The organism is Luteolibacter sp. (genome assembly GCF_058122085.1).
This window is the reverse complement of sequence record NZ_JBIKBQ010000042.1, coordinates 14,939-29,648: the sequence shown is the minus strand read 5'-3', so window position 1 is coordinate 29,648 and position 14,710 is coordinate 14,939. Positions and strand designations below refer to the sequence as shown.

Below are 14,710 nucleotides of genomic sequence, written 5' to 3'. Positions count from 1 at the left end.
ACCGGCACCAACGGCAAGACGACCACCGCGTTCCTGCTGCATCACGTGATGAAAACCGCGTGGCACCGAGCCGGGTTGCTCGGCACCATCCTCGTCGATGACGGCGAAACGGTGGAACCCGCCAAACACACCACGCCTGGCTCGATCGAGCTTTCCGCCTTGCTCACCCGCATGCGCGACAACGGCTGCCGCGGCGTGGCGATGGAAGTCTCCTCGCACGGCATCCATCAGAAGCGCGTGTCGGCGATCGGCTTCGACGCCTGCGTTTTCACCAATCTAACTCAGGATCATCTCGACTATCACGGCACGCTCGACGCCTATTTCAAGGCGAAGGCGGAATGGTTCCACGATCTGGCCGCGAATCCGCTCGGCAAAAAGCCGGTGGCCGTGATCAACACCGACGACGCCTACGGCGCGGAACTCGCGGCTTCGCTGGACGGCAAGATGCCGGTGCTCCGCTTCGGCTTCGGCGTGCACAGCGATTTCCGCGCGAACAACTTCCGCCAGAGCGCGAAGGGCATGGAGTTCGAGCTCGCGGCGAAGGGCAAAACCTTCCTCCTCCGCGCACCGTTGATCGGGCGTTTCAATGTGTACAACCTGCTAGGAACCATCGCCGCCGCCAGCGCTTGCGGCATCCGCCCGCGTGACGCCGTCGCCTCGCTGGTCGACGCGCCGCAGGTTCCGGGGCGCATGGAAAACGTCGGCAACGCCGGCGGAGCCACGGTTTTCGTCGATTACGCGCACACGCCGGACGCCTTGGAAAACGCCTGCCGCACGCTCAAGGAACTCGACCCGCGCCGCCTCATCACCGTCTTCGGTTGCGGGGGCGACCGGGACAAAACCAAGCGCCCGCTGATGGCCGCCGCCGCCGCCCGCCACAGCGACGCATGCGTCGTGACCTCGGACAATCCGCGCTCGGAAGACCCGCTGGCGATCATCCGTAAGATTGAAAGCGGCCTCAAAGGCAAAACCTTCCGCAGCATTCCCGACCGCGCGGAAGCCATCGATTTCGCGGTGCAGAACTCGCTCTCCGGCGACATCATCCTCATCGCCGGCAAGGGCCACGAAACGACCCAGCAGTTTGCCGACGAGACCATCGACTTTGACGACCGCAAGCACGCGAGCAAAGCGCTTCGCGACCGCGCCCAAGCCATTTCCGACATGCGATGAAGCCCATCTCCGCCCAGCAACTTGCGGACATCTTCGGCGTTTCCATCGCCGCGGGCGGGGGCGGCGTGATGATTTCCGGCGGCGTCTCCACGGACACGCGCACGCTGCCGCAGGGCTCGGCGTTTTTCGCGCTGCGGGGAGAGAATTTCAACGGCGACACCTTCGCCGCGAAGGCGCTGGAGAACGGCGCCTCAGTCGCCGTCGTCCAGCAGTGGGATGGCGAGCCTCCGGCAGATACGGCGGTCATCGTCGTGCCTGACACGCTACTCGCGCTGCAACGCCTCGCTTGCTGGTGGCGCAAGCAGCTGGACATCCCGGTAGTGGCCATCACCGGCTCGAACGGCAAGACCAGCACCAAGGATTTCACCGCCGCGGTTCTATCCAAACACTTCAATGTCTCCGCCACCCGCGGGAATTTGAACAACCATATCGGCGTGCCGCTCACCGTTCTTGCGACGACGCCCGAGCACACCGCCGCCGTCTGGGAGATGGGGATGAACCATCCGGGCGAGATCGCCCCGCTGTGTGAGATCGCCCGCCCGAAATACGGCATCATCACCAACATCGGCACCGCGCACATCGAGTTTCTCAAAACCCGCGAGGCAATCGCCGAGGAAAAGGGCATGCTCGCCCGCGCGCTGCCGGCGGACGGGATTTTGTTCATTCCGGCGAACTGCGACTTCCACGATTACCTGCGCCAGCGGACCAAGGCGCACATGGTCGCCGTCGGCAACGGCCGCGGCCTGGTGCGGGCGGAAAGCCTGCGTTTCGAAGCGGACGGAACTTTATTCACCCTGGGGATCGAAGGCGAAACCCCGGTGGAAGTCACCCTGCAAGTGCCCGGACGCCACATGGTGACCAATGCGTTGTTAGCCGCCGCTGTCGGATGGAAACTCGGGATTTCCCCGGCTGAAATCGCCGACGCGCTTTCCAACGCCGCGCTCACGGGCGGACGACTCGGTCGCTACGAATATCACGGCACGACCGTGATCGACGACACTTACAACGCGAACCCGGAGTCGATGGCCGCGGCTATCGAAGCTCTAGCAGACACTCCCGTTCTCAACGGCTCGCGGCGGATCATCGTCCTCGGCCGGATGGGGGAACTCGGCGCTCACGCGCCCGCCGCCCACCTCCGCACCGGCGCTCTCGCCGCAGCGCGCCACCTCACGGTGATCGCCGTGGGGGAAGGTGCCGAGGGCATCGCCGAGGGCGCGCAAAACGCGCCTCATTTTTCCGACCTCGACCAAGCCGCCAAGTGGCTGACCCGCGAGGTGAAACCCGGTGACGTCGTCCTGTTCAAGGGCAGCCGCACCGCCACCGTCGAACGCGTCATGCACGCCGCATTCCCCCGAAACTGATGCTCCCCGCCATTTACGATTTCTGGTATCAGGCATTCGAGCGCGGCGACTCGTGGGCGATCACCTGCCGTTTTCTCAACCTGTTTCAATACATCACCTTCCGTGCGGTGAGCGCCGGATTGCTGGCGTTCATCCTATCCGTGATCTTCGGCCCGCGGGTGATCCGCCGCTTGATTTCGCTCAAGGTCGGGCAGCCGATCCGCACGGCGGCGGAGGTCCACAAGCTGGCGGAACTGCACGGCGGGAAGATCGGCACGCCGACGATGGGCGGCGTGCTCATCATCGGCTCGGTGCTCATCGCCACGCTCATCTGCGCCCGTCCGCTAAATCCGTTCATCGCCGTCTGCGCCTGCACCATGGCGGCCTGCGGCTTGCTGGGTTTTTGCGACGACTACAAGAAGGTGAGGGAGAAGAAGTCCGACGGGATCAGCAGCCGCAAGAAGCTCGGCTGGCAGTTGGTCATCGCCCTGATCGCGGCCACTTTCCTCTATTTCAAAAAGGAGATTTCCGGCTTCGGAGCGACTCCCCAACAGATCGCCGACGGTCTCGCGGGATATCGTCTCGGCGGGAATCCGATCGGCATCGGCGCGATTTGCTTCCCGCTTTTCAAGGTCGCGATCATCGATCTCCATTGGTTGGTCATCCCGTTTTTCGCGATCGTCATTGTCGGCTGTTCGAACGCGGTGAATCTGACCGACGGACTCGACGGCCTGGCGACGGGCACCACGATCAGCGTGGCGCTGTCGTATGCGTTTCTCGCTTATCTGGCGGGTCACTTTTTCATGGCCACCGAGTATCTGGTGATTCCACACAACCGCTACATCGGCGAGCTGGCGGTTTTCCTGATGGCGCTGGCGGGCGCGGGTTTCGGATTCCTGTGGTTCAACTGCCATCCCGCCAAGGTTTTCATGGGCGACACCGGATCGCTGGCCATCGGCGGCGCGCTCGGCACGGCGGCGATCTGCACCAAGCAGGAGCTCCTGCTAGTCATCATCGGCGGAGTCTTCGTGATGGAGGCGATGTCGGTCATCCTCCAGGTCGGCAGCTTCAAGCTGCGGAAAAAGCGGATCTTCAAGATGTCGCCGATCCACCATCATTTCGAGCTGCTAGGCTGGCATGAAAACCAGGTGATCATCCGCTTCTGGATCATCTCGATCATGCTCGCCCTCTTCGGCCTCGCCCTTCTCAAGATTGCCTAACTCAACCATGGATCTCACCGGAAAACATGTCGCCATCCTTGGCGTGGGCCGCAGCGGTCGCGCGGCCGCGGCGCTCGCGCTGCGCGAGGGCGCGCGGGTATCCGCCTGGGACAGCGCGGGTGACGAGGCGTTTTCCGGCATGCCGGCGGGTGTTGAAATCCATCCGCAGGCGACGGAAGCGGAAGGTCGCGGGCTGGTGTCGGACCTGTTGGTCGTGAGTCCCGGCATCGATACTTACGGATCCTACGTCGCGGCGTTTTCCGAGCGCGCGGGCGAAGTGATCGGCGAGGTGGAACTGGCGGCGCGGTTCTATCAAGGACAAATCATCGGCATCACCGGGACGAACGGGAAGACGACGACGACCGAGCTGGTAGAGCGCATCCTTTCCCACGCCGCGCTCGGCGGGACGGCTTGCGGAAACTACGGCACGCCTTTCGCGGAGGTCGTCCTGCAGGCGAATCCGCCGGCGGTTGTGTCGCTGGAGCTCAGTTCGTTCCAGTTGGAAACGATCCGCACGCTGCATCCGGTCGTCGCGATCTGGCTGAATTTCGCGCCGGACCACATGGACCGCTATCCGACGGTGGAAGCCTATCGGGCGGCCAAGCTGCGGATTTTCGAAAACCAGACTTCGGCGGATACCGCGGTGGTGCGGACCGGCGAAAATCTTCCCGCTCTGGCGGCGAAGGTGGTGACTTTTTCCACCACGGACCGGGACGCCGATTGGTATTCCGCAGGCCACACCATCGAGCACGGCGGCGAGACCTGGCTCGACATGGACCGCGACACCAGCCTGCGCGGGCTTCACAACGCGGAGAACACGATGGCGGCTCTGGCAGCCTGCCGGGCGCTCGGCATTTCCTCGCCCGCCATGCGTGAGGCGCTGCATGGCTACGCCCCGCCGCCGCACCGTTGCGAACTCATCCGCACGCTCGATGGCGTCGAGTATTTGAACGACTCGAAGGCGACCAATCTCCATGCGCTGGAAAGCGCGCTGCGATCGCAAACCCGGCCGGTGGTGCTCATCGCCGGCGGGAAAGAGAAGGGGCTTGATTACGCCTCGGTGGTCCCGCTTCTGACAGAAAAGGCGCTGGCCGTCGTCACCTTCGGCCAGATTGCCCGGCCGCTGGCAGCCCTTTTCTCGCAGGCCGTCGCCTGTGAATCGGTATCGGATTTGTCCGCCGCCGTGGCGACCGCGCGCAGCCTCGCGCCGCGTGGTTCGACCGTCTTGCTCTCGCCGGGAACCTCGTCGTTCGATCAGTTCACCGGATACGAACAACGTGGAAACGCCTTCCGCGATCTCGTCCATCAACTCCGCTAAATCTCATGAAACCCCACACCCTCCCCGTCAAACGCCTTCCCGTGTCGAAAGGAATTTTCAAGCGCCTGAGCGCCGTCACCGCCAACCGCAAGCAACGTGTCGCGGCGGCCGCGTCCGCGGACATGGAAGTGGATGACAGCAGTTCGAAAATCTCGCGCGCGCTGACCATCGTGTTCCTGTTCCACATCGTGGCGATCGGCTTGATTTTCGTACATCAGAAATTCTTGGACGGCCGGACTCCCGCCGAGCCGCAAACGACGAAGGCCGGGAAGGTCGAGGCGGCTTCCTCGGTCGCCACCGCGCCCGCGCCGCGCCGCGCGGATCTTCCGCGCCTGTCATCGGGTGAGAAGCCATACATCGTCAGGGCGGGTGACAATTACGCCCGCATCGCCGCGGCGGAGGCCGTGGACGAGGGCGAACTCCGCCTGATCAACGAGCACGTCGATATCGGGCCGGGGCTGATTCTCAAGATCCCGCCGAAGCGCATCGTCGCGGTGGATCCTCCGGAGGTCACCGCGATCCGGAATCAAGTGCCTGCGGGCGGCGATTCCGGGTTGGTGGACGCGGTGCCGGTGAACGTGAGCGGCGCGCCGCGCGCGCAGCTGGTTCGTCCCAACATCACGCGTGGAGCCCAAGCTGCTAGCGCGCCGGCGGCCGCTTCCGGCAAGACCTACGTCGTGCAGAACGGCGACAGCGTCTGGCGCATTGCCAATCGTTTCAAAGTGAATCAGGATGCGCTGATGAAAGCGAACGGCCTCACCGACGCGCGCAAACTCCGGGGCGGCATGAGCCTCGTGATCCCCCAGTAAGTTTTCCATTTCGATGACCCGCCATTGCTCTATCATCCTTTGCGCCGCGGTGGCCGCGTTGGTCGCGCTCGGGCTGATCATGCTGACGAGCACGGGCGCGTGGGTGAGGGGGTTCGGGCCCTATCATTTCCTGCAGCGCCAGTCGATCTGGGTCGCCGTCGGGCTGGTGGCGGCGATTTTCGCCGCGAGACTTCCGTTGGAATGGTTCCGCAAATTTTCTCCCTGGATGCTCGGCGGGGCCTGTGTTTTGCTGATCTGCTGCTTCGTGCCCGGCATCGCCGACCCGCAGCTCGGATCCAACAGGTGGATCAAGGTGCCGCTGATCGGGCAGTTCCAGCCATCCGAGGCGGCGAAAATCGTCATCGTGATCGCCTTGGCGGCCTGGTTCGCGCGGTGGCAAACCGAGGTGCACACGCTGTGGCGCGGCTTCATCATCCCGGGAATGATCGCGGGTGTTCCTATCATCCTGATCGCCGGGGAGACCGATGTGGGCACCGCCTTGTCGCTGTGCGCCGCCGTCGGGGCGATGATGTTTTGCGTGGGGACCCGCTTGCTCTATGCGGTGCCGACGGCCTTGGTGGCGATTTCCGGTGCGGTCTATTACGTGATGAATGATGTCGTCCGGCGGTCGCGGATCGACGCATGGCTGGATTTGGAAAATCCGGTCAACCAGTTGGACAAGGGGATGCAGCAATGGCGCGCGCTGCTCGCCCTCGGCAACGGCGGCCCGTGGGGCGTCGGTCTCGGCAACGGCGTGGAGAAATTCGGGACGCTGACCTTTGCGCACATCGACTTCATTTTCCCGGTGGTGGGAGAAGAGCTCGGCCTGCCGTTCACGCTCGCGGTGGTGCTTTGCTACGTGATGATCGCCGTCGGCGGTTGCGGCATCGCGCTTCAGGCGAACAATGTTTTCAACCGCTGCGTCGCCTTGGGTTTGACCTGCGTGATCGTGGTGCCGGCCATGCAGAACATCGCCGTCACCACCGCGATGCTGCCCAACGACGGGCTGCCGCTGCCGTTCGTGAGCTACGGCGGCACGAGTCTCGTCTTCAGTCTGGCGGCGGTGGGAATGCTCGTCGGCATTCACCGCCGGTCGCACGTCCGGGTCTCCCAGGAATTTCCGCTGACCCGGCAAACGCGGCTGGCGGTCAAGTTGTAGCCGCGGGCCGGATGGGGTTGGCCGGATGAATAGTCATGGTGACTACATTGCGAGTGGGATTGGCCGGTAAACTTTTTCAGATGCGGGAAATTGCGGTTTCTTGCGATGTGGCTGGTTGACAACGGCGCGGGAGCTTGGACAGTCTCCGCAAGCAGCAGCAAGGGACGGTTGTCCGAGTTGCTCACTTCAAAACTCCATCTCCAAGGACTTAGAGCCCCGTGTTTTCAAACGAAGATTATCTCGCAGAATTGCTTGCCGAAGCCGGAGTGGTGACCACCGATGAAGTCGCCCGCGCGCGAAACTCCCTCTCCGGAGGCGAAACGATCGTCGAACGCCTGCTCGCGCATACCGCTCTCTCCCAAGAGGATGTGGCCCGGACTCTGGCATCAAACGCAGGCATCCCGTTCATCCGTCTCGCCGATGTGGCTTTCGACCCGGGCATCACGGAAACCATCTCTGACGAAATCGCCAAGCGCTACCGGGTCATTCCCGTGCAGGACGAGGGGCTGACTCTGACCATCGCGCTTGCCGATCCACTCGATTTTGAGTCGCTTGACAGCCTGCCGCACGTGATCGGCCGCGAGTTGAGTCTGGTTTGCGTCACGCAGCAGGACATCCAGGAGCATCTCCGGCAATTCTATCATACCGGCGAGACGGCCGCCGCGGGCGCCTCGGAATACTCGGTGACCGGCGGCGACGCCGAGGCCGGCCCCAGTGGCAGCGACGCGCCGATCATCCGGCTGGTGATGCAGTTGCTGACCGAGGCTTTCCGTCTGCGGGCATCGGACATCCACATTGAACCGTTGGAGACCTCGGTCCGCGTGCGGTATCGGCTGGACGGCAAGCTCGTCCACGTTGACACCCATCCGAAGAAACTTCTTCCCGCCATCATCGCCCGCTTGAAGGTGATGAGCGGCTCCATGTCGATCGCGGAAAAACGCCTGCCACAGGACGGCCGGATCCAGCTGAAAATGGGCGACAAGGAGGTCGATCTCCGGGTGTCCTCGGTCCCGTCCAATCACGGCGAGTCGATCGTCATGCGGATTCTGGACAAGACCGCGCTGCTGCTCGGTCTTCCCGAACTCGGCTTTTTCTCGGACGACCAGCAGGTTTTCGAGGGGCTTCTCGGCCTTCCGGACGGAATTCTCCTGGTCACCGGGCCCACCGGTTCGGGAAAAACCACCACCCTTTACGCCTGCCTCAACGTCATCAACAAGCCGGACAAAAAGATCATCACCGTGGAAGACCCGGTCGAATACGAGCTTCCCGGCATCAACCAGGTCATGGTCAAGACCGACATCGGCATGACCTTCGCCGCCGCCCTCCGCGCCATGCTTCGGCAAGCGCCAAACATCATCATGATCGGGGAAATCCGGGATGCGGAAACCGCGAACATCGCCATCAACGCCTCGCTCACCGGCCACTTGGTTTTCTCCACCCTTCACACCAACGACGCGCCCTCCGCCGTCGCCCGTCTCGCCGACATCGGGGTGAAGCCGTTCCTCATCGCCTCCGCCGTCCGGGCCGTCCTCGCCCAGCGTCTGGTGCGCAAACTCTGCCCGATTTGCAAGGCTCCGGCCGTGCTCACCGACAAGGAAATGCGCGCGCTCTCCCTCGACTCGTCGCGCATGACGGAAGCCACCATCTTCGGCCCGGTCGGTTGCGAGAAATGCCGCGGCAACGGCTACAAGGGACGGATGGGGATTTTCGAAACCTTCCTCATCGACGACGAGGTCCGCACCATGATCAACACCGGCCTCACCACCACCCAGCTTCGCCGCCGGGCCCGCGAGCTCGGCATGCGCACCCTTCGTGAGGACGGCATCCGCAAGGTGCTCTCAGGACTCACTTCCGGCAGCGAGGTCGTTCACGCCACCATGTCAGACGCCGACTGATCAACCATCTCAAAAACCTTTCGCTTGCCAGTCCCATGGACAACCAACAGCTCATCGAACTTTTCCAGTCCCGCGGTCTCATCGACCAGGCGCTCGCCCAGGATATCCTCGCGGAAGTCGGCCACAGCGGCAAAGAAATCGCCGAAATTCTGGCAGACTTCCAGGTCATCCAGAGCCGCGACGACGTTTGGCCCGTCGTGGCCTCCGAGCTGGGCACCAGCATGGTGGACCTCCGGGACTGGACTCCGCCCGAGGCGTTGCTCGCGCTCGTTCCCGCCGGCACCGCCCGTCTGCATGGCGCGCTGCCTGTCAATTTCGACGAAACCGGCCTCTACGTGGCTCTGGTAGATCCCCTCAACCCGCAGACTCCCGAAGACCTGCGTTTCGCCCTCGGTCGTGAAATCACCGTCGTCGTCGCCCCGGATTATCTGGTGGAGGCCAAGATCAACGAGTGCTACGGCGGCGAAGGCAAGGCGATGGAGGACATCCTCAGCCAGCTTGACGCCACCGCCGCAAGCGTCAGCGCCGCGGACCTCGAATCGGAGGCGAACTCCGCGCCCATCATCCGCTACGTCGACCTGGTTCTCTATCAGGCTATCAAGGAGAAGGCCTCCGACATCCATTTCGAGCCCTTCGAAAAGGACTTCAAGATCCGCTACCGGGTGGACGGCGCGCTCTATGAAATGGCCCCGCCACCGATCCACCTCGCCGGTCCGATCATTTCCCGCGTCAAGGTCATGTCCAACATGAACATCGCCGAGCGGCGGATCCCCCAGGACGGCCGGATCGTCAAACAGTTCGGCGACAAACAGGTGGACATGCGGGTCTCCTCGCTGCCCACGCACCACGGCGAATCGATCGTGCTGCGGGTGCTCGACCGCTCGTCCATCAACCTCTCGCTCGAGAACCTCGGCCTCACGGACCACATTTACAACTACATCACCGACACGATCGAGAAGCCTAACGGCATCTTCATCGTCACCGGCCCCACCGGCGCGGGCAAGACCACCACCCTCTACGCCGCGCTCCGCCGGATCAACACCATCGACGCCAAACTCCTCACCGCGGAAGACCCGGTCGAGTATGACATCGACGGCATCATCCAGATCCCCATCAATGAAGCCATCGGCCTTGACTTCCCGCGCGTCCTCCGCGCCTTCCTCCGTCAGGACCCGGACCGGATCATGATCGGGGAAATGCGGGACAAGGAGACCGCGACCATCGGCATCCAGGCCGCGCTCACCGGTCACTTGGTGCTCTCCACGCTTCACACCAACGACGCACCCGGCGCGGTCACCCGTCTCGTGGACATGGGCTGCGAGCCGTTCCTCGTTTCCGCCTCGCTGGAAGGAATCCTCGCCCAGCGACTCGTCCGGACCATTTGCAAGGAATGCAAAACCCCCTACGAGCCTAACGAAGCCATCCTCAACCAACTCGGCATCTCCGCGCACGAACTCGGTGACAAGCAGTTCTTCACCGGTGCCGGCTGCGACGCCTGCGGCCAGTCCGGCTACCGCGGCCGCCGCGGTCTCTACGAGCTGCTCAACGTCACCGACCCGATTCGCGAGCTCATCACCTCGCGGGCTCCCTCCGTGGTCCTCAAGCAGAAGGCCGTGGAACTCGGGATGAACACCCTCCGCGAAGACGGCTTGCGCAACATTTACCTTGGAACCACCACCATCGAGGAAGTGCTCAAATACACCTAGCCGTACTGCTCCGCCACAGTAATTCACCCACTCATATTTCCGCCTTCCTCATTTACTTCCTTTACAGCGTCTCACTTAACCCACAAAAAACCCCATCCCTATGGCTAATTTTCAATACTCCGCCCTTGATCCAAAAGGTGAACAGGCCACCGGTACCCTGTCTGCCGCCACCGAGGCCGAGGCCATCCAACAGCTCCGGGCCAAGGGTCTCTACCCGACTCAAATCAGTGAAGAGGGAAAGACCAAAGGAAAGGGCAAAAGCGCTCCGGCCAAAGCCAAGGGCAAGGCCGCATCCAAGCCGTCCGCCAAGGGCCACGTCGGCGGCAGCATCAAGCCGAAGAGCCTGATGATCTTCACCCGCCAGCTCGCGACGCTCATCGACTCCGGCCTGCCGCTTCTCCGCAGCCTCACCGTCCTTGAAAAACAAGAGCCCAATCTCGTCCTCAAGGCGACCGTCAGCGCGCTCGCGGAAAACGTCCAGGGCGGCTCCACCTTCTCCGAATCGCTCGCCCAGCACCCGAAGATTTTCAACAAGCTCTACGTCAACATGGTCAAGGCCGGCGAGCTCGGCGGTGTGCTGGAAATCGTCCTCAACCGTCTCGCCGAGTATCAGGAAAAGGCCCAGAAGCTGAAAAACAAGATCGTTTCCGCAATGGTTTACCCGGTGATCGTCATGTTCATCGCCGTCGCCATCCTCGTCTTCCTGATGATTTTCATCGTGCCGAAGTTCAAGGAAATGTTCTCCAACACCGATTCCGAACTGCCGCTGATTTCCAAGATCGTGTTCGGCATGTCGGAGTTCTTCCTCGCCCGGCCGCTCTTCGTGCCCAACGTGGTTTTCGTCTTCATCATGTTCGGCATCGGCGTCTTCCTCTTCAATATCTGGGGCCGGACGACCGGCGGTCGCGTGGTGATCGACAACTTGAAGCTGAAAATGCCCGTCCTCGGCGACATCCAGCGCAAGAGCGCGGTGTCCCGTTTCTCCCGCACCCTCGGCACGCTCGTCACCTCCGGTGTCCCTATCCTCCAGGCGCTCAACATCACCCGCGACACCGCCGGCAACGTCGTCATCTCCCAGGCGATCGAAAAAGTGCACGAAGCCGTCAAGGAAGGTGAAACCATCGTCACCCCGCTGCAAGCCTCCGGCGTTTTCCCGAACATGGTCATCTCCATGGTGGACGTCGGCGAGGAAACCGGACAGCTCCCCGAGATGCTCCTCAAGGTCGCCGACGTCTATGACGACGAAGTCGACAACGCCGTCACCGCCCTCACCTCGATCCTCGAGCCGATCATGATCGTGATCCTCGCCCTCATCGTCGGCGCGGTCGTATTCGCATTGTTCCTGCCGCTGATTAAGATGATCTCGACGATGGGCAACCAGTAATCCGCTGGCGGCCATCGCATTCAGGCTCAAAATCCAAGGATCATGAAAATCACCCAGCGCATCGGCAAGGCGGCCTTCACCCTCATCGAGGTGATGGCTGTCATCACCATTATCATCATCCTCGCCGGGCTGGTCATCAGCGGGATGGGATTTGTCAAAGACCGCCAGGCGAAGAGCAAGGCCCAAGTCCAGATCGCCCTGCTCTCCAAGGCGCTTGAGGAATACAAGCTGGATATGGGGACTTATCCGCCGACCGCGGACAAATCCACTGCCAGCGCGCCGAATGGCACGGCCACGTCCTCGATCCTGTTTAATTACCTGTATTGGGACTCGGATAACGACGCCGCGGGGGTTGGAAGTGATGACGATCAGAAAATCTATTTGTCCGATCTTGATCCTGTTACCAGCAAACAGGGTTGGACAACCAAGCCGGCGGGATCAAGCACTGCGATCGTGGATCCTTGGGGTAATCAATACTGCTATCGCACGGCCACGGATTCGACGGGCAATGCCAACACTGCCACCCAGAACCCTGACTTCGACCTTTGGTCGATGGGCAAGGATGGGAAAACCAAGCCTGCAAACCCGGATGACGCCACCAACCGGGACGACATCAAGAATTTCTGAGGCGTTTCAGGCCAATTCACTCCATCGGTCACTCCCCGAGATCTTCGCGCGGTTTGCGTTGGAACGGTATCACTTCTGTCTTCTCGGATGCCTTCCATTCGTTGGACGGCGCGTGGGTTTTGAACCGGTGGACACCTTTGATAGGTAGTCTGGCGGGGCCGAAGTGCTCCGGCTTTTGCCCAAGCGGTTTTCCGTTCGGGAATTGGCAGGAGCTCGAAACTCAGAATTGATGGATTCATTCATTTCAGGAGAAGGGTGGATTTCAGTCTGGATGGCGAGGTGCGTTTAGGCGGGAAAGCTGGATTTTAGGCAACGTGCAGACCTGAATGTTCTCGACGCCCGTCATTCCGGCGGGCTTCTTTCTCCCAGCAACATGAGCGAAGAAACCACCCATTCCCCTGAAAATTCTCCAGATCCAACTGCCGGAACCGCGCCGCGTGCCCGCCGGATTTCCACTCCCCGCCCGAAGAAGGTCGCCAAGAAATCCGGCGCGGTGAAACCCGCCGCGACAGACGTCGTGGAGGAGGTGGTCAGCATTCCATTTCCATCCGCTCCGAAGCGTGAGGAGCCGATGGAGGCGTCCGCCCCGACCGGCGACGATTGGCCGGAACACGAAGCGGAGTCCGGTGGCGGCAGTCCGTCCCAGACGACGGAATCGGCCAAGCGGAAGCGCCGTCGGCGCAAAGGCAAGGGGCAGGGGAACGGACCGCAAAATGCCGGAGAGCCTTTGAGCGAAGAAGCCCGTTCGGTCGCCGTGCCGGAGCCGAAATCGGCCGAGCCCGGTCAAGAGCCGCGCCCGCGTCCTCAAGCCCAACAGCCGCCGCGCCCGAAAATCGATCCCGAGTTACTGACCAAGATGGCGTGGAAAATCTATCTCGCCGAGGTCAGCGAGGAAGGCGTTGCGCTCATCGGCGACAACGATGCGAAGGACCTTTCCCGCCGCTGTTTCCGCTTGGCGGAAATCTTCATCGAAGAGCAAACGCGCCGGCGCTGAACGCGGCGGCGGTTTCCAGCCGCCAAGCCCCCGCTCAAAAAGAATAACGCCGCGAGCTCAAACACGAGCCGCGGCGCAGGCGACTAACCGATTGGTGGCGTCGGGCATCCCGGACCCAGGGGGATTCCCAACAGATTGCCGGGACGCGCGAACATCGCGCAAGCCCTTATGAAAAACAACTGGATTTCCCTCAAATATCAGGTAGGATGCCAGCTGAATCCCAACAAAAAAATCATGAAATCAAAAAAGAATCTGACCCGCTTCACCTACGAAACCGCCGCCTTCGAAGGATGGAGGCTCTGCATCAGCCGTGCCGGCTCGACCTTCACCCGCTACTTCCCTGACAAGAAGCTCGGCGGTCCCAAAAAGTCGCTGGCGGCTGCGGAGAAGGCCCTGGAAGAGGTGAAGGCGATCATCGAAGGCTCCAAGCGGGTTGAGGGTAAATTGCCCCCCGCCACCATCAAGAAGGTCGAGAAGTTTCTCAAAGACGCAGTCGTTTGATCCGGTGAGGAAGGCCGATCCCGCCATGCCCTCCTCCCGTAGCCAACGGCCTTCATGAACCAACCACCCTCCGCACTCCGCCGTGCCCTGGCCCTCGGGGGCTTCATCCTCGTCACATTCTGCGCGCCGCTGGCTGGCATTTTCTCGCCGCCCGGCTCGTGGTATGCGGCGCTGAACAAGCCCTCGTGGAATCCACCGGCATGGATCTTCGGCCCGGCGTGGAGCTTGCTCTACACGCTGATGGCCATCGCGGCCTGGCTGGTGTGGAGGCGCGACGGTTGGCGGCTTCCGCTGCTGTTCTACTTTTTGCAGCTGTTGCTCAATGCTGCGTGGACACCTCTTTTCTTCGGCGCGCACCAGTTGGGCTGGGCGCTGGCCGAGATCGTGGTGCTGTGGATTGCGATCCTGCTGACGCAGCTGAACTTCCACCGCGTCAACAAGGCGGCCGGGTGGCTGTTCGTGCCGTATCTGGTCTGGGTCGCGTTTGCGACCATCCTCAACTTCACCTTGTGGCGGATGAATCCGAGTTGAGCGCGGTCGACACCTGTCTGCATCACTCGCCATGTGCATCAGCTGCACCCACATTG

The 14,710-nt window shown here is 62.2% G+C and carries 13 protein-coding genes; all 13 read left to right on the top strand.

Annotation, left to right across the window (positions count from 1 at the left end):
• On the top strand, positions 1-1,170 hold a 1,170-nt coding region (locus AC4DF4_RS08190), incomplete at its 5' end, for a UDP-N-acetylmuramoyl-L-alanyl-D-glutamate--2,6-diaminopimelate ligase (RefSeq protein ID WP_490047633.1).
• Positions 1,167-2,531 (top strand): UDP-N-acetylmuramoyl-tripeptide--D-alanyl-D-alanine ligase, encoded by a 1,365-nt coding sequence (locus AC4DF4_RS08185; RefSeq protein WP_490047632.1) that lies wholly within the window; start codon positions 1,167-1,169, stop codon positions 2,529-2,531. The genes AC4DF4_RS08190 and AC4DF4_RS08185, both read left to right, overlap by 4 nt.
• Positions 2,531-3,730 carry a phospho-N-acetylmuramoyl-pentapeptide-transferase gene (mraY, locus tag AC4DF4_RS08180; protein WP_490047631.1) on the top strand — a complete coding sequence of 400 codons (1,200 nt, stop codon included), beginning with the start codon at positions 2,531-2,533 and terminating at the stop codon, positions 3,728-3,730. The genes AC4DF4_RS08185 and mraY overlap by 1 nt, the downstream gene beginning before the upstream one ends.
• A gap of 7 nt (positions 3,731-3,737) precedes the next feature.
• Positions 3,738-5,048 carry a UDP-N-acetylmuramoyl-L-alanine--D-glutamate ligase gene (gene murD, locus AC4DF4_RS08175; RefSeq protein ID WP_490047630.1) on the top strand — a complete coding sequence of 437 codons (1,311 nt, stop codon included), beginning with the start codon at positions 3,738-3,740 and terminating at the stop codon, positions 5,046-5,048.
• 5 nt (positions 5,049-5,053) lie between these two features.
• Positions 5,054-5,857, top strand: a complete 804-nt coding sequence (locus tag AC4DF4_RS08170; RefSeq protein ID WP_490047629.1) for a LysM peptidoglycan-binding domain-containing protein — start codon at positions 5,054-5,056, stop codon at positions 5,855-5,857.
• A gap of 13 nt (positions 5,858-5,870) precedes the next feature.
• Entirely contained in the window at positions 5,871-7,016 is a 1,146-nt protein-coding gene (locus AC4DF4_RS08165) for an FtsW/RodA/SpoVE family cell cycle protein (RefSeq protein WP_490047628.1), read from the top strand.
• Positions 7,017-7,234: 218 nt separating this feature from the next.
• Positions 7,235-8,911 carry a GspE/PulE family protein gene (locus AC4DF4_RS08160; RefSeq protein ID WP_490047627.1) on the top strand — a complete coding sequence of 559 codons (1,677 nt, stop codon included), beginning with the start codon at positions 7,235-7,237 and terminating at the stop codon, positions 8,909-8,911.
• A 35-nt stretch (positions 8,912-8,946) separates the two neighbouring features.
• Positions 8,947-10,617 carry a GspE/PulE family protein gene (locus AC4DF4_RS08155; protein WP_490047626.1) on the top strand — a complete coding sequence of 557 codons (1,671 nt, stop codon included), beginning with the start codon at positions 8,947-8,949 and terminating at the stop codon, positions 10,615-10,617.
• A 100-nt stretch (positions 10,618-10,717) separates the two neighbouring features.
• Positions 10,718-12,001: a type II secretion system F family protein gene (locus AC4DF4_RS08150; RefSeq protein WP_490047625.1), complete on the top strand. Its 1,284-nt coding sequence runs from the start codon at positions 10,718-10,720 to the stop codon at positions 11,999-12,001.
• 42 nt (positions 12,002-12,043) lie between these two features.
• On the top strand, positions 12,044-12,628 hold the full coding sequence (locus AC4DF4_RS08145) for a type II secretion system protein GspG (RefSeq protein ID WP_490047624.1): 585 nt from the start codon (positions 12,044-12,046) through the stop codon (positions 12,626-12,628).
• A 373-nt stretch (positions 12,629-13,001) separates the two neighbouring features.
• The gene (locus AC4DF4_RS08140) at positions 13,002-13,622 is read left to right on the top strand and encodes a hypothetical protein (protein ID WP_490047623.1); all 621 of its coding nucleotides are present in this window, start codon (positions 13,002-13,004) and stop codon (positions 13,620-13,622) included.
• Positions 13,623-13,856: 234 nt separating this feature from the next.
• The gene (locus AC4DF4_RS08135; protein WP_490047622.1) at positions 13,857-14,123 is read left to right on the top strand and encodes a hypothetical protein; all 267 of its coding nucleotides are present in this window, start codon (positions 13,857-13,859) and stop codon (positions 14,121-14,123) included.
• Positions 14,124-14,177: 54 nt separating this feature from the next.
• Positions 14,178-14,654 carry a TspO/MBR family protein gene (locus AC4DF4_RS08130; RefSeq protein ID WP_490047621.1) on the top strand — a complete coding sequence of 159 codons (477 nt, stop codon included), beginning with the start codon at positions 14,178-14,180 and terminating at the stop codon, positions 14,652-14,654.
• Positions 14,655-14,710 lie beyond the last annotated feature (56 nt).

Bases quoted from the DNA above. Each gene is read 5' to 3' on its own strand.
- AC4DF4_RS08170 (WP_490047629.1), top strand. From the start codon at position 5,054: ATGAAACCCCACACCCTCCCCGTCAAACGCCTTCCCGTGTCGAAAGGA.
- murD (WP_490047630.1), top strand. From the start codon at position 3,738: ATGGATCTCACCGGAAAACATGTCGCCATCCTTGGCGTGGGCCGCAGC.
- AC4DF4_RS08150 (WP_490047625.1), top strand. From the start codon at position 10,718: ATGGCTAATTTTCAATACTCCGCCCTTGATCCAAAAGGTGAACAGGCC.
- AC4DF4_RS08155 (WP_490047626.1), top strand. From the start codon at position 8,947: ATGGACAACCAACAGCTCATCGAACTTTTCCAGTCCCGCGGTCTCATC.
- AC4DF4_RS08130 (WP_490047621.1), top strand. From the start codon at position 14,178: ATGAACCAACCACCCTCCGCACTCCGCCGTGCCCTGGCCCTCGGGGGC.
- AC4DF4_RS08140 (WP_490047623.1), top strand. From the start codon at position 13,002: ATGAGCGAAGAAACCACCCATTCCCCTGAAAATTCTCCAGATCCAACT.
- AC4DF4_RS08135 (WP_490047622.1), top strand. From the start codon at position 13,857: ATGAAATCAAAAAAGAATCTGACCCGCTTCACCTACGAAACCGCCGCC.
- AC4DF4_RS08145 (WP_490047624.1), top strand. From the start codon at position 12,044: ATGAAAATCACCCAGCGCATCGGCAAGGCGGCCTTCACCCTCATCGAG.
- AC4DF4_RS08165 (WP_490047628.1), top strand. From the start codon at position 5,871: ATGACCCGCCATTGCTCTATCATCCTTTGCGCCGCGGTGGCCGCGTTG.
- AC4DF4_RS08185 (WP_490047632.1), top strand. From the start codon at position 1,167: ATGAAGCCCATCTCCGCCCAGCAACTTGCGGACATCTTCGGCGTTTCC.
- mraY (WP_490047631.1), top strand. From the start codon at position 2,531: ATGCTCCCCGCCATTTACGATTTCTGGTATCAGGCATTCGAGCGCGGC.